General features: G+C 57.5%; 13 protein-coding genes and 1 pseudogene. 9 read left to right on the top strand and 5 right to left on the bottom strand.

Going from position 1 to position 14,226, the window contains the following annotated elements; translation table 11 throughout:
• Nucleotides 1-23: 23 nt before the first annotated feature.
• Complete coding sequence (locus tag ACIOWE_RS20120) at nucleotides 24-2,054, top strand: M3 family metallopeptidase (protein WP_401394958.1); 2,031 nt, start codon at nucleotides 24-26, stop codon at nucleotides 2,052-2,054.
• Between the two features lie 9 nt (nucleotides 2,055-2,063).
• Here ACIOWE_RS20120 and ACIOWE_RS20115 read toward each other — a convergent pair whose 3' ends face one another.
• A complete protein-coding gene (locus tag ACIOWE_RS20115; RefSeq protein ID WP_401394955.1) occupies nucleotides 2,064-2,708 on the bottom strand; it encodes a tyrosine-protein phosphatase in 645 nt (214 codons plus the stop codon).
• A gap of 306 nt (nucleotides 2,709-3,014) precedes the next feature.
• Here ACIOWE_RS20115 and ACIOWE_RS20110 point away from each other — a divergent pair, with 306 nt between their 5' ends.
• The 3 genes from ACIOWE_RS20110 to ACIOWE_RS20100 are packed head-to-tail and all read left to right on the top strand — an operon-like array spanning nucleotide 3,015 to nucleotide 6,862.
• Complete coding sequence (locus tag ACIOWE_RS20110) at nucleotides 3,015-3,761, top strand: gluconate 2-dehydrogenase subunit 3 family protein (RefSeq protein WP_401394952.1); 747 nt, start codon at nucleotides 3,015-3,017, stop codon at nucleotides 3,759-3,761.
• 2 nt (nucleotides 3,762-3,763) lie between these two features.
• Nucleotides 3,764-5,548 (top strand): GMC family oxidoreductase, encoded by a 1,785-nt coding sequence (locus ACIOWE_RS20105; protein ID WP_016983441.1) that lies wholly within the window; start codon nucleotides 3,764-3,766, stop codon nucleotides 5,546-5,548.
• Between the two features lie 12 nt (nucleotides 5,549-5,560).
• On the top strand, nucleotides 5,561-6,862 hold the full coding sequence (locus tag ACIOWE_RS20100) for a c-type cytochrome (RefSeq protein ID WP_401394949.1): 1,302 nt from the start codon (nucleotides 5,561-5,563) through the stop codon (nucleotides 6,860-6,862).
• A 59-nt stretch (nucleotides 6,863-6,921) separates the two neighbouring features.
• On the opposite strand, the gene ACIOWE_RS20095 is transcribed toward ACIOWE_RS20100, so the two are convergent.
• Nucleotides 6,922-7,197, bottom strand: a complete 276-nt coding sequence (locus ACIOWE_RS20095; protein WP_401394946.1) for a hypothetical protein — start codon at nucleotides 7,195-7,197, stop codon at nucleotides 6,922-6,924.
• 264 nt (nucleotides 7,198-7,461) lie between these two features.
• Between ACIOWE_RS20095 and ACIOWE_RS20090 the strand changes: the two genes are divergently transcribed.
• Complete coding sequence (locus tag ACIOWE_RS20090) at nucleotides 7,462-8,025, top strand: hypothetical protein (RefSeq protein ID WP_401394943.1); 564 nt, start codon at nucleotides 7,462-7,464, stop codon at nucleotides 8,023-8,025.
• Nucleotides 8,026-8,144: 119 nt separating this feature from the next.
• Here ACIOWE_RS20090 and ACIOWE_RS20085 read toward each other — a convergent pair whose 3' ends face one another.
• The gene (locus ACIOWE_RS20085) at nucleotides 8,145-8,447 is read right to left on the bottom strand and encodes a hypothetical protein (protein ID WP_401394940.1); all 303 of its coding nucleotides are present in this window, start codon (nucleotides 8,445-8,447) and stop codon (nucleotides 8,145-8,147) included.
• A 242-nt stretch (nucleotides 8,448-8,689) separates the two neighbouring features.
• Between ACIOWE_RS20085 and ACIOWE_RS20080 the strand changes: the two genes are divergently transcribed.
• Nucleotides 8,690-9,748: a PA0069 family radical SAM protein gene (locus tag ACIOWE_RS20080; protein WP_401394937.1), complete on the top strand. Its 1,059-nt coding sequence runs from the start codon at nucleotides 8,690-8,692 to the stop codon at nucleotides 9,746-9,748.
• 100 nt (nucleotides 9,749-9,848) lie between these two features.
• Here the strand turns inward: ACIOWE_RS20080 and ACIOWE_RS20075 are convergent, their stop codons facing one another.
• Nucleotides 9,849-10,310 carry a hypothetical protein gene (locus ACIOWE_RS20075; RefSeq protein WP_401394934.1) on the bottom strand — a complete coding sequence of 154 codons (462 nt, stop codon included), beginning with the start codon at nucleotides 10,308-10,310 and terminating at the stop codon, nucleotides 9,849-9,851.
• Nucleotides 10,311-10,637: 327 nt separating this feature from the next.
• Here ACIOWE_RS20075 and ACIOWE_RS20070 point away from each other — a divergent pair, with 327 nt between their 5' ends.
• Together ACIOWE_RS20070 and ACIOWE_RS20065 are read left to right on the top strand one after the other, a co-directional pair.
• On the top strand, nucleotides 10,638-11,366 hold the full coding sequence (locus ACIOWE_RS20070) for a carbonic anhydrase (RefSeq protein ID WP_064116616.1): 729 nt from the start codon (nucleotides 10,638-10,640) through the stop codon (nucleotides 11,364-11,366).
• A 90-nt stretch (nucleotides 11,367-11,456) separates the two neighbouring features.
• Nucleotides 11,457-12,983 (top strand): SulP family inorganic anion transporter, encoded by a 1,527-nt coding sequence (locus ACIOWE_RS20065; protein ID WP_401394931.1) that lies wholly within the window; start codon nucleotides 11,457-11,459, stop codon nucleotides 12,981-12,983.
• Nucleotides 12,984-13,115: 132 nt separating this feature from the next.
• On the opposite strand, the gene ACIOWE_RS20060 is transcribed toward ACIOWE_RS20065, so the two are convergent.
• The gene (locus tag ACIOWE_RS20060; RefSeq protein WP_401394929.1) at nucleotides 13,116-13,748 is read right to left on the bottom strand and encodes a hypothetical protein; all 633 of its coding nucleotides are present in this window, start codon (nucleotides 13,746-13,748) and stop codon (nucleotides 13,116-13,118) included.
• Nucleotides 13,749-14,117: 369 nt separating this feature from the next.
• On the opposite strand from ACIOWE_RS20060, the pseudogene ACIOWE_RS20055 reads away from it, so the two are divergent.
• A pseudogene (locus ACIOWE_RS20055) lies at nucleotides 14,118-14,226 on the top strand (hypothetical protein); the annotation flags it as partial.

Genomic DNA, 14,226 nt, shown 5'->3' with positions numbered 1-14,226 from the left:
AGCCATGCCTCAAGGAAGACGCCATGCCCGATACCAATCCATTGCTACAGCACTGGACCCTGCCACCATGGTCGGCGATACGCGCCGAGCATCTGGTCCCGGCGATCAACGTGATCGTTACCGAAAACCGCCAGGTGATTGCCCAAGTGATCGCCAGCCAGACCGAGCATCCGGGCTGGGACGATCTGGTGCTGGCCGTCGATGAGGCCGATGCGCGTCTGGATGAAGCCATGGCCATCATCGAAATCCTCTCGACGGTCAAACCCGACGATATCGACTGGCTCAGGGAAAGCGCGTTGTGCAGCCTGACAGCAGCTCAGTACACCGCCGAAAGGAACACCGATGCGGCGCTGTACCGAACCTATCAACGCCTGGCGAACAGTTCTGTCGCCGCAAGCTTCGATGATCCGCGCAAAGCTTCGCTGGCAAAAATCCTGCGCAAGTTCCGCTTGTCCGGCATCGATCTGCAGCCAGCACAGCAACACAAGCTCGCCCGCCTGAACCGCGCCATCCGCCACTTGGAGCAGGTGTTTCAAAGCAATCTGGAACAGGCCAACGCCGCGTGGAGCAGGCACATCGACGACGTCACGCAGCTCGAAGGCTTGCCCGCCGCAGTGAAGGCGCGCCTGGCCCTCAATGCCAGTCAGGCAGGACTTGAAGGCTGGCGGCTCACGCTGGATCAGAACACTTTTCGGTCGATCATGAGCCGCGCGCACAACCGGGCGCTGCGCGAGGACTGTTTCACGGCATGGATGAATCGAGCGTCCGACCTTGGCCCACAGGCGCAAGCACTGGATAACGCTGCGGTCCTGACCGTGTTGCTCGCGTTACGCCAAGAGAAAGCGGAATTGTTGGGCTTCGAGAATTTCGTGCAGTTGCGCCTGGCCAATCGCATGGCCACTTCCACAGAACACGTCGCAGCCTTTTTGCGCCAGCAGATAGCCGCGAATACGCCAGCCCTGCAGCGCGACGCCAAGGCCCTGAAAGCGTTCGCACACACACGCGGGATAGCGCAGATACAGGCGTGGGATGAAGACTTCCTCGCCGAGCAATTACGCCTTGAACAATTGAACGGTGCGCTGAAGGGCTTGCGGCAGTATTTCCCGCTGGATGGCACGTTGCGTCGGCTCTGTCAGTTCAGTGAGCGCCTGTTCGGGATCGCCATTGTCGAGCAAACGTCCTCCAGCCACTGGCACGAAACGGTTCGGCTCCTGGAAGTCAGCGAGCATGGGCAAGTGATCGGGCACATCTACGTGGATCCCTTTCACCGCGAAGACGTTGCCGACTACGCCTTCACTTCCGCCTTGCGCATTCGCCGCGTCAACGCCGAAGGACGCCCTTCGCTACCGATTGCTCACCTGTACTGCAACTTCACCCCCGCCACCGAGGATCATCCGTGCCTGCTTTCCCACGAGAGTCTGCGCGTGTTGTTCCATGAATTCGGGCATTGTTTGCAACATGTGCTGACGCGCTCGCCTCACCGCAACCTGTCGGGGATTTCCCAACTCAGCCGCGATACCGCCGAATTCGCCGGGCAGCTGTTCGAACACTGGTGCCTGTCAGGCGAATTTCTGCTGTGGCTGGGCGCCCATTACCAGAGCGGCGAACGCCTGACAGAACAACGCGTCAACACCGCGCTGACGGCCATAGGCGCCCACACTAGCCGGGCCACCGGCGTGTTGCTGATGAGCGCGTTGTTTGATCTGGAGTTGCACTGCAGCCAAGGCGATGGCCGCAGCCTTGAGCAGGTGTTCGAGGACGTGCAACGCGAGATCCCGCAACTGCGAATGTCGGGGCATCACCGCTTTGCCAATGGCTTCGACTACCTGGTGACCGGTTACGAGGCCTCGGTCTACGCCTACAAATGGTCGGGTGTGCTGGCCAGCGCCGTGTTCACGCGGTTTCAGCGAGATGGCGTGTTCGATCCGCAAACCGGTCGGGATTTTCGCGAGGCATTCTTTGCCCCCGGCGACTCACGCTCGATGCTGAGCGCACTCACAGCCTTTCTCGGCCGGCCGGTCAACCCAGGACTGTTGGCATCCCCGACCGATTGAGCCGCTTGATCATTTCAGATTGACCGACTGGAACCAGCTCTTCATCGAGCAGGTCGCAAACGCACTGGTGCTGCAATCGCCGTTGGCCAGTGCGGTGCGCAACTTGTCGACATCCGCTTGCATCACGTAGCGCACGCTGTCGCGAAAGTGGCCGCTCTCGCCGAAACCACCTTGGGTCATTTCACTCAAAGCGTCCTCTTTGCTCCAGCCCTGCACCACCACGCGATACATCGCCGCCATCAATCCGGTGCGGTCGGAACCGTGCTTGCAATGCATCAGCACCGGACCGTTGGCCTCGCCGGCCTGGATGGCCCGCAGGGTCTTGAGCACATCGCTGTCATCGACGTGGTTGGTGCGATACGGCAGTTGCACCTGATTGATGCCCGGCTCGGACAGCCAGTTGCTGTCCGCTTCCGGCAGAAAATTGATCACCGTGGCCACTTTGAGATTCTTCAGCAGCGACACTGCCCCGTCGTCGGGCAAGGCGCTGCGATAGAGCGTCGGCGACATCTGGAACAGGTTGTATTGCACTTCGACCGGTTGCGCCCATTCAGCCGGGCGAGCGGTGGTTGCCGCGTCAGCTTGAGCCGGGATCAAGTGCAACAGGGCAACAAGCGACAAACACAATGCAGGGATAAGACGCACTCGAGACATGCTGGGTTGACCGTGTCGGGATTCGGCAATGAGAGGAGTCGCAGCTTCGATGAATGCCGGTCAAAGCCCCGTGAGGCGGTTGTCAAAGAATCGTGAATCCATGCTGTTTCATCGGTTTCAGCGGCTGATTTCAGTCTTTTTTCTGCTTAATCGATTCATCCCGATCCTTAGGCTGCTACCATTTGTCACATCTTGTTGCAAACGTGTCCCCCTTTTCCGGGTCATCAATGATCACGTCGCAACGAAAAAATTCTTGAGCCGTTCGTAGAAACGGCTGACAACCAATGCCTGATGAGGTGCACCCCCATGTCTGATGAAGATCGAGACAACCCGCGGCGTGAGTTTTTACGCAAATCCCTGACCCTGATTCCAGTGGTCACCCTCGCAGGCACCAGCCTGGGCAGCAGCGTCCTGCAGGCAGCGCCCGAAGCGACACCTGCCGCCCCCGCGCCGCAACCGGCTCGCGTAGACGCCGGGGTTTATCAGCCGAGCTATTTCACCGCCGAAGAATGGGCATTCATCAATGCCGCCGTGGCGCAGTTGATCCCCAACGACACCCAGGGCCCGGGCGCGCTCGAAGCCGGTGTGCCGGAATACATCGACCGTCAGATGAACACCCCTTACGCCGCCGGAGCTCTGTGGTACATGCAAGGCCCATTCAATGCCGACGCTGCTGCCGAAATGGGCTGGCAGAGCAAACTGGTGCCAAAAGAGATCTATCGCCTCGGCATCGCCGCCACGGATCAGTGGACCAAAGCCCTCAACGGTAAAACATTTGCCGAGCAAGACAGCGCTACCCGAGACGATTTGCTCAAGCAGCTCGAAGCCGGTAAACCGCAGTTTGATGCCGTTCCGGCGAAGATTTTCTTCAACCTGTTGCTGCAAAACACCAAGGAAGGGTTCTTCTGCGACCCGATCCACGGCGGCAATAAAGGCATGGTCGGCTGGACCATGATCGGCTTCCCCGGCGCCCGCGCCGATTTCATGGATTGGGTGGAACGCAACGAGCAATACCCCTTCCCGGCAGTTTCGATTCGCGGCGAGAGGGCGTAAGCATGGCAACGGTAATGAAGAAGGTTGACGCGGTCATCGTCGGTTTCGGCTGGACGGGCGCGATCATGGCCAAGGAGCTGACAGAAGCGGGACTCAACGTGCTGGCGCTGGAGCGCGGGCCGATGCAGGACACTTACCCCGACGGCAACTATCCACAGGTGATCGACGAACTCACCTACAGCGTGCGCAAAAAACTCTTTCAGGACATCTCCAAAGAGACCGTCACCATTCGCCATAGCGTCAACGACATCGCCCTGCCGAACCGCCAGTTGGGCGCGTTCCTGCCCGGCAATGGCGTCGGCGGCGCCGGTCTGCACTGGTCGGGCGTGCACTTTCGCGTCGACCCGATCGAGTTGCGCATGCGCAGCCACTACGAAGAGCGCTACGGCAAAAGCTTTATCCCCAAGGACATGACCATCCAGGATTTCGGCGTCAGCTATGAAGAGCTGGAGCCGTTCTTCGATTTCGCCGAGAAGGTCTTCGGCACCTCGGGCCAGGCCTGGACCGTGAAAGGTCAACTGGTCGGTCAGGGCAAGGGTGGCAACCCTTACGCGCCGGATCGTTCCAACCCGTTCCCGCTGGAAGCGCAGAAAAACACCGTTTCCGCACAGCTGTTCGGCAAAGCGGCTACAGAAGTCGGTTACAAACCCTACAACCTGCCGTCGGCAAATACCTCCGGGCCGTACACCAACCCCTACGGCGCGCAGATGGGTCCGTGCAACTTCTGCGGATTCTGCAGCGGTTACGTTTGCTACATGTATTCCAAGGCCTCGCCGAACGTGAACATTCTGCCGGCGCTCAAACCGCTGCCGAATTTCGAACTGCGGCCCAATTCCCATGTGTTGCGGGTCAATCTCGACAGCACGAAAAGCAAAGCCACGGGCGTCACTTACATCGACGGTCAGGGCCGCGAAATCGAGCAACCGGCGGATCTGGTGATCCTCGGCGCATTCCAGTTGCACAACGTGCGGCTGATGCTGCTCTCCGGGATCGGCAAGCCCTACGACCCGATCAGCGGTGAAGGCGTGGTCGGGCGTAACTTCGCCTACCAGAACATGGCCACCATCAAGGCGTTCTTCGACAAGGACACCCACACCAACAATTTCATCGGCGCCGGCGGCAACGGTGTCGCGCTGGACGACTTCAACGCTGACAACTTCGACCATGGTCCGCACGGCTTCGTCGGCGGCTCGCCGATGTGGGTCAATCAGGCTGGCAGCCGACCGATTGCCGGCACTTCGAACCCGCCGGGCACTCCGGCCTGGGGCAGTGCGTGGAAACGCGCGACCGCCGATTACTACACCCACCAGGTGTCGATGGATGCCCACGGCGCGCATCAGTCCTATCGGGGCAACTACCTTGATCTGGACCCGGTGTACCGCGATGCCTACGGCTTGCCATTGCTGCGGATGACGTTCGACTGGCAGGAAAACGACATCAAGATGAACCGCTTCATGGTCGAGAAAATGGGCAAGGTCGCTGAAGCGATGGGGCCGAAAGCCATTGCGGTGATCGGCAAGAAAGTCGGCGACCACTTCAACACCGCGTCGTACCAGACCACCCACCTCAACGGTGGCGCGATCATGGGCACCGATCCGAAGAAGAGCGCACTGAATCGCTACTTGCAGAGCTGGGACGTGCACAACGTCTTCGTCCCGGGCGCTTCGGCGTTCCCGCAAGGCCTGGGTTACAACCCGACAGGGCTGGTAGCGGCGCTGACCTATTGGTCGGCGAAGGCGATCCGCGAGCAATACCTGAAAAACCCCGGCCCGCTGGTTCAGGCTTAAGGAGCGATGACCATGAAGAATATTGTTATCGCGACCCTGGCCCTGCTCGGCAGTGCTGCTTTGCAGGCAGCCGAAGTTGATCAAGCCTTGATCAAACAAGGCGAATACCTCGCCCGCGCGGGCGACTGCGTGGCCTGCCACACCGCCAAGGGCGGCAAGCCGTTCGCCGGTGGTCTGCCGATGGAAACCCCGATCGGCACGATCTACTCGACCAACATCACTCCGGATAAAACCGGCGTCGGTGATTACAGCTTCGCGGACTTCGATCAGGCCGTGCGCCATGGCGTCGCCAAAAACGGTAGTACGTTGTACCCGGCGATGCCGTATCCGTCGTACGCCCGTGTCAGCGAAACCGATATGCAAGCGCTGTACGCGTACTTCATGCACGGCGTGCAACCGGTCGCGCAGGAGAACAAGACCAGTGATATTCCATGGCCGCTGAGCATGCGCTGGCCGCTGATGGGCTGGCGCTGGATGTTTGCGCCGAAGGTCGAGGACTACCAAGCCACGTCGGACGACGCCGTCATTGATCGCGGGGCCTATCTGGTCGAAGGCCTCGGACATTGCGGTGCCTGCCATACACCACGCGCTTTGACCATGCAGGAAAAATCCTTGAGCGCGGCCGATGGCAGCCATTTTCTCGCCGGCAGTGCGCCGCTGGAAGGCTGGATCGCCAAGAGTCTGCGCGGCGACCACAAGGATGGCCTTGGCAGCTGGAACGAAGAGCAACTGGTGCAATTCCTCAAGACCGGTCGCAGCGACCGCAGCGCGGTGTTCGGCGGCATGAGCGATGTGGTCACCCACAGCATGCAATACATGACTGATGCCGACCTGACCGCGATTGCCCGCTACCTCAAATCGCTGCCAGCCACTGATCCGAACGATCAGCCACATCAGTACGATGAGAAAGCCGCTAAAGCATTGTGGAACGGAGACGACAGCCAGCGTGGCGCAGCGGTGTACATCGACAACTGCGCGGCGTGCCACCGCACCGACGGCCACGGCTACACGCGAGTTTTCCCGGCGCTGGCGGGCAATCCGGTGCTGCAATCGGAAGACCCGACTTCGCTGATTCACATTGTGCTCAAGGGCGGTACGCTGCCGGCGACGCACACCGCGCCTTCGACCTTCACCATGCCGGGTTTCGCCTGGCGACTGTCGGATCAGGAAGTCGCGGATGTGGTGAGTTTCATCCGTGGCAGTTGGGGCAACAAGGGCGCGCCAGTCAATGCCAAGGACGTTGCCGAATTGCGCACCGAGGATATGAAGACGACCTCCGGGGATGACCTGGGCCAAGTCACCAAGCACAACTGACGGAAGCCACTGATACACCGCTGACACGGCCTGAATTGTTGCGCCGTGTCAGCGGGGGATCAACGTTTGAACTGAAAGCCTTTGAATTGCGCAAATGCGTCAGCCAGTTGCAAGTAGAGCTTCAAGTCGTATTTATCGATGTCACCATCGCCGTCAGCATCGATACCCTCTTCAGATATCGAATCATAACGACCATTGGCTTGTGACGATGATGCAAAAAGCGCGAAGTCGTAATCCATCATTTCGGTCGCATCCTCATCGTAATGATAAAAAGCGACTTCCGGACTTTCATCTGGATCCATATCAGCAATTTCCAGCAAGACCCTGATAGTCATTGGTTGGTTTCCTTTTGCGTCGCGCTGAACGAATATACGCCACTCTCAAGTTAAAAATTACGGTCGCGACGCTACCTGCGTCTACTGTCAAACCTGACAGGGTGTATACCTGTCCAGTCACTGGATTTTTAATAACTTCCCGCCTTACCACTGTAAATAAACACACCTGTCAACTCTGACAGTAGACGATATCAGCAGCCAGACTTATGGTGCTGTTGGACGAAACTTCAATTCTCTATATTACGCAGGCATGGAGCAGAGCACATGAGCTACTCAGTCGTGGTCGAGTTCAAGGACACTAATGCGGACGGAAAACAAGAAGCCGTAATCTCTCGTTATAACAATGGCTATGCGAACAATATCCAACCAGACATCGTTGTTACGGCCTACACCAATGCCAGCGGAGGCTATGACCACCTAGAAGGCGTCGATGATGTAGAGGGCAATGACGGGGTCAATGAATACGACGAAGATACATACGCGGTCGCGGCAACCCTGGCCTCAAAACTGGCAGGATTGAGCACCGTAGGTGAAGGCCGCTTGTATAGCTGCATTCTTTTATCATCTGCCGGTGAGTTAAATTCAGCCAAACCGACCGATGTGAATATTGATCTGTTCAAGCTTTCAAATACCGACTTGTCTCATCCGGACTTGACAGTAAAACTTAAAATCAACTCAGCAGGTTTTTATAAAGTTGAGGATTCGACGGAAGAGAGCGGCAAATTCAACATTGATGCCGATGGTGACGGCGACACAGATGCGGATGACAAATCAATTTTCGTAAAAATTGCAACGTCGTTTGTTTCAATGCGTGGCTTCGCCAGCTGAGCCGCCCACCTCAGTCGAGTGGGTTGTGCGCTATTAGTAGGCAAAAATAAAACCCTGCATAAAATATTTATGCAGGGTTTTCGTTGTGTACGTTTTTATTACAACGTTATCCAAATGCCTTATGGATTCACAATGCTTGCGTAAGCCTTGGCCAACTCCAGCAACTTGGCCTTGTCATCGCGATCGATATCACCATCGCCGTCTACATCTTTTTTGTCCGTGCGAATGGTAAAGGATTTGCCTCGATCAGCGGACACCGCAACCACGTAAATCGAATCGACCAACGCTTCGGTTGATAACTGGTTCTCCGCATTCCAGCCAAGTTCCTTACGGGCAAGTTGCATTGAAACAATGGTATTGGGTTCCGACGGCCCCGGAAGCATCATTTGTAGAAAAACACCGCGCTGATTCAGGTACGACACAGGCTAAATCCTTTTAGATAATAATCAGGCGTCACTGCCTGAAGTTCAGAAGACTATATTTGAAAACTTTCCTTAACAACAAATCATATGTTTCTCATGTTGTACCTTTCTCTGACTATTCAAGTAATCAAAAAAACTAATGGCATGATTTGCGCGTTCCCGTGATTGCATGGCCGAACGGTACTGGATCACAGGCGGCACCCTCGGATACTGTATGCATATACAGATTTGAGGTTCGCGCAATGAACAGCCCTCTCCCTCCCCGCGGTCGCGGCACCGCGACCAACCCGCACAACCGCTTCGCGCCAAATCGATCGGTGGCCGAGGATGACGGCTGGTATCAGGAAGTGCCCGAGACGCAAAACACCGAGGTGATGATCGAAAGCGCGAAAACCATCATCACCCGCAATGCTTCACCGGATCTGCCCTTCGATCGTTCGATCAACCCTTATCGCGGCTGCGAGCATGGCTGCATTTATTGTTACGCGCGGCCCAGCCATGCCTATTGGGACATGTCGCCGGGACTGGATTTTGAAACAAAGCTGATCGCCAAGACCAACGCTGCGCAGGTGCTGGAAGAACAGCTCGGGAAAAAAGGCTATAAATGCGCACCGATCAATCTCGGCTCCAATACCGATCCTTATCAGCCGATCGAACGCGAATACAAGATCACTCGCCAAACCCTTGAGGTGCTGTTGCGCTACCGGCATCCGGTGACCATCGTCACCAAGGGTTCGTTGATCCTGCGCGATCTCGATCTGCTCACCGAGCTGGCGCAGCAACGGTTGGTGGCGGTGATGATCAGCCTGACCACGCTGGACGACGAACTCAAACGCATCCTCGAACCGCGCGCCGCTGCACCCAAGGCACGGCTGCGCGCAATCCGCGTGATGCGCGAAGCCGGTATTCCAGTTGGTGTGCTGTGCTCGCCAATGATTCCGATGATCAACGACAGCGAAATCGAAAACCTGCTCACCGAGGCCCACGCGGCCGGTGCGCAAAGTGCGGCGTATATGATGTTGCGCTTGCCGCTGGAAGTCGCGCCGCTGTTCGAGGAATGGCTGAACGCGCACTACCCGCAACGCGCTGCACATGTGCTGAGCCTGATCCGCCAGAGCCGTGGCGGCGAGCTCTACGACAGTCGTTTTGGCGCGCGGATGCGCGGCGAAGGGCCTTTCGCGGATCTGCTCGCGCAACGTTTTGCCAAAGCGATCAAGCGCCTGGGGCTTAATCATCGCGAGGGCTACAACCTCGATTGCACAGCCTTCTGTCCGCCGGGGCGGCAGATGTCGTTGATCTGATGACTCATTGGCTGCGGCCCACGTGCTGTTAGTTGAGATTCAGCGGATGCGTGTTTAAACCGGGGCCGACATGAGAGTTCATGTCAGCCCCGATAATGACTCAGGGATTCAAAATACTGTTGTAAGCCTTGGCCAGGGCTGCCAGTTTCGCAGTGTCCCTGGCATCAATGTCGCCATCACCGTCAATGTCGGTTCCGACAGGACCCATTCTGAAAGTCTTGCCGCGATCCCTCGATATGGCCGTGATTACTTTGGAGTCTGCAAGCGACTCGGTTTTTTCACTGGTAACCGGGTCTACACGTTCCTGTTTGGTTGCCAACTGCATAGTGATCATAATTTCATGCTGAGGGCCGTTAATCACCATCCGGTCGAGGAACACACCCCGAATGTTTTTTGAGCGATAAACACTTGTCATGTAAAACTCCTTTTTTGTGGTTTTGCCTCCATGGCAAGCTTGATAGTACGAAATAACCCGTAGAAAACTACCCGGCATGTGTGTCGTAAAATTACCCTGCGAGCGCTCTGGTAAAAAACCCGTGAAAAATCCTGAAGGGGCATTCATGGTCCGGCCGCACGACGAGCCTGATCATCGACATCCGTGTGGGCAAAATCAGCCTTCTGTCCGCCGGGTCGCCAGATGTCGTTGATTTAGCGACAATTGGCCTATGGTTGAGGGGTTGGAAGCCTTCCGCCGAAATCAACCAGTCACGTTTCTTGTGACCTGGAACACACGTTCTAGAGCGTTTGATTCAGTTTGAGTTAAGTTTCGGCGGCTACCTTGTTCATCGAGTGACTGACAGGTCTGGATGACCCGGATGTTTTAAACAGCCACTGGCTTCATACCGGAATACCGGGGAAGACTCCCTGAATCCGCCTAAGAGGATGAATCATGAGTGACAAGGATAAACAGCCGTTGGCTGCGTCGGCGCAAACCCCAGAAGCGGAATCCGCCGATGCAGCGCTGCGACAGATCGTAGACGGCTTTTTGCATTTTCATCATGAGGTTTTTCCGCAGCAGGAAGAACTCTTCAAGAAACTCGCCACGGCCCAGGCGCCTAAAGCGATGTTCATCACTTGCGCCGACTCGCGCATCGTCCCCGAGCTGATCACCCAGAGCTCACCGGGCGATCTGTTCGTGACCCGTAACGTCGGCAACGTCGTTCCGCCATACGGCCAGATGAACGGCGGCGTTTCCACCGCCATCGAATACGCGGTACTGGCCCTGGGCGTGCAGCACATCATCATCTGCGGCCACTCCGATTGCGGCGCCATGCGTGCGGTGCTCAACCCGGACAGCCTGGAAAAGATGCCGACGGTCAAAGCCTGGTTACGCCACGCCGAAGTCGCTAAAACCATGGTGCATGACAACTGTCACTGCGCCGACGAAAAAGAAAGCATGCCGATCCTCACCGAGGAAAACGTCATCGCCCAATTGCAGCACTTGCGTACCCATCCTTCGGTAGCCTCGCGCATGGCGAACGGTCATCTGTTCATCCATGGCTGGGTCTACAACATCGAAACCAGCGAAATCAAAGCTTACGACGCGGACCAGGGACGTTTCCTGCCGCTCGACGGCAGCCATCCGATTCCGGTGGCGACGCCCAAAGCGCGCTTCTAAATCCTCCTAAAAATCTGTGTGGTTTGACGCCCGTCGCTGTTTCAGCGACGCGGCACCGCCACGCCTGAAGAAAACTTCGGGAGAGTCACCATGCGTGCTGCTCAATTAAAAGCTGTTCTGCCTCGGGAGCTGCTCGCTTCGGTGGTGGTGTTTCTGGTCGCCCTGCCGCTGTGCATGGGCATTGCGATTGCGTCTGGGTTGCCACCGGCCAAAGGCCTGATCACCGGGATCATCGGCGGTCTGGTGGTCGGTTGGCTGGCGGGTTCGCCGTTGCAGGTCAGCGGGCCGGCGGCGGGACTGGCGGTGTTGGTGTTCGAACTGGTGCGCCAGCACGGCATCGAGATGCTCGGGCCGATTCTGTTACTCGCCGGATTTCTGCAACTGGTGGCCGGGCGGTTGAAGCTGGGTTGCTGGTTTCGGGTGACGGCGCCAGCGGTGGTATACGGCATGCTCGCGGGGATCGGCGTATTGATCGTGCTGTCACAGGTGCATGTGATGCTCGATGCCGCGCCGAAACCGTCCGGGCTGGACAACCTCACCGCATTCCCCGGCGCGGTGGCGCAGGCTCTGCCGTCATTCGGCTGGCAGGCCGGGTTGCTTGGGCTGGCGACGATCGCGGTGATGTGGCTATGGGAAAAGTTTCGCCCGCATTCGCTGCGGTTTATTCCTGGCGCATTGCTGGGTGTGGGTTTGGCGACGGGTGCCAGTCTGCTGCTGGCATTGCAGGTCAAACGGGTTGAGGTGCCGGCGAATCTGGCGGAAGCGATTGATTGGTTGAAACCTGCTGATCTGCTCAGTCTGGCCGATCCGACGCTATTGATCGCCGCGTTCGCCGTAGCGTTCATTGCCAGTGCGGAAACCCTGCTGTCGGCCGCTGCGGTGGATCGCATGCACAGCGGCGTACGCTCGGACTTCGACCGTGAGCTGTCGGCGCAAGGCGTCGGCAACATGCTCTGTGGACTGGTCGGTGCGTTGCCGATGACCGGGGTGATCGTGCGCAGTTCGGCCAACGTGCAGGCCGGTGCGACCACGCGTTACTCGACGATCTTTCATGGCCTGTGGCTGTTGGCGTTCGTGCTGTTGCTGTCGAGCGTGCTGCAAAGCATTCCGGTGGCGAGTCTGGCGGGCGTGCTGGTTTACACCGGTTTCAAACTGGTCGACCTGAAAGCCTTCCGTGGTTTGAGCCGCTACGGACGCATGCCGATGTTCACCTACGCGGCAACGGCGCTGGCAATCGTCTTCACGGATCTGCTGACCGGTGTGTTGATCGGTTTCGGTCTGACCCTGGTGAAACTGGCGTTCAAGGCTTCGCGCCTGAAGATCAGCCTGATCGATCTGCCGAAGGACGGCGAGATGGAGTTGCGCCTGATCGGTGCGGCGACCTTTCTCAAGGTACCGGCACTGACAACGGTGCTGAACACGATTCCCGAAGGCACGACGGTGCATGTGCCGCTCAATAACCTGAGCTACATCGACCATTCGTGTCTGGAGCTGTTGGAAGAGTGGGGCCGGGCGAATGCGGCGAAGGGGTCGAAGCTATTGATCGAGTCGCGAGGGTTGAAACGACGGCTTGAGGGACGGGTTCGAACCAACACCGGCATAGGTGCGGCCGGCTAAACAGCTTTCTTGCAATAAACCCTGTGGGAGCTGGCTTGCCAGCGATGGCGGTCTGTCAGTCACTGAAAATGTTGACTGATCCACCGCTATCGCTGGCAAGCCAGCTCCCACAGGTATTTAGGTGTTTCTGATTTAGGCAGCGGGTTGGTCTAGCTCCAGGCCCACACCCAGTCGGCGGCCCATGCACGGCCAGCGCTTCCACGCGGCGCCGGTGTCCGGGCTGCTGAGTTTTTCGCGGTAGGCTTCCACCGACTCCAGCGCAAAGCTGTCATCGTCGAGCATGTTGTCCACCGCGTGGTGGACGACTTCATCCAGTTCGTTGGCAAATTCCTCACCGAGCAACTGGTGAGCAATCAGATTGGCGACCGTCATGTCCAAGGGGATCAGTGGCTGGCCGAGATGCTTGATGTACAGGTCATTAACCTCTTCGACAAAGCGGTGCGCCAGATAGGCTTCGTCCAGCAGGCTGTCCAGGCCGACCGGCGGCTGGAGGAAGTACTGCTCGGCGATTTTCAGCACAGGTTTGATCTGCGACTCGATTCCCGCTTCCCTGGCGACTTCATTGGCTGCATCCAGCATGTCTGGTACTTCGTCGATATAAGCGGTGACGAAACTCGTCAACGCTTCTTCGCGGTTGGCGTCCGGCAACTGGATGGCCGAATGCAGATGAGGCAACTTGGCTTCAAGCTGACGCTTGAGCCGTCCGGTTTCGTTTTCGTGTTGTCGGGCTTTTTGGATCTGCTCGCGCAATGCGGCGGTGTTCATGAAAACTCCAGGAAACAAGGCAATGAAATAGGGAAGACATAACTTAGCTGGCTTACGAAAAATGCTAAGACGCATTTGTCATAATTATTTCATCCTTGATGCACCTGCGTTATATCGATTTGCCACCACTCGTCTGCATCCTTCTCCATTCCTGCCCTTGAGCGCAAGCCCTCACTGTTTCAGCTCATTTACGTGCGCACATTGCAATTCTCAGTCGCTGTCTATACTCGCCATTGAATGGAGTTAGCTGATGACGCCCGACTGCACCCGCAGCAAGGCCCGGCGATTCAAGTTCGTAGTCTGATGCAGCCGCTCCCTTGCCGCAGGCGAAAGCCGGCGGGATAACAAGAACGATAAGGGGAACCCGCAATGATGCGACATCCACACGTCTGGATGGGCCTCCTGTTGTGGTCGATTTTCAGTCCGGCACACGCCGCATGGACTGTGAATATGGCGCCTGGAGCGACTGAAATCAGTC

Source organism: Pseudomonas sp. NPDC087598 (assembly GCF_044743525.1).
GTDB lineage: Bacteria > Pseudomonadota > Gammaproteobacteria > Pseudomonadales > Pseudomonadaceae > Aquipseudomonas.
The sequence above is the reverse complement of the archived record's forward strand: the minus strand, read 5'-3'. Positions and strand labels throughout refer to the sequence as shown.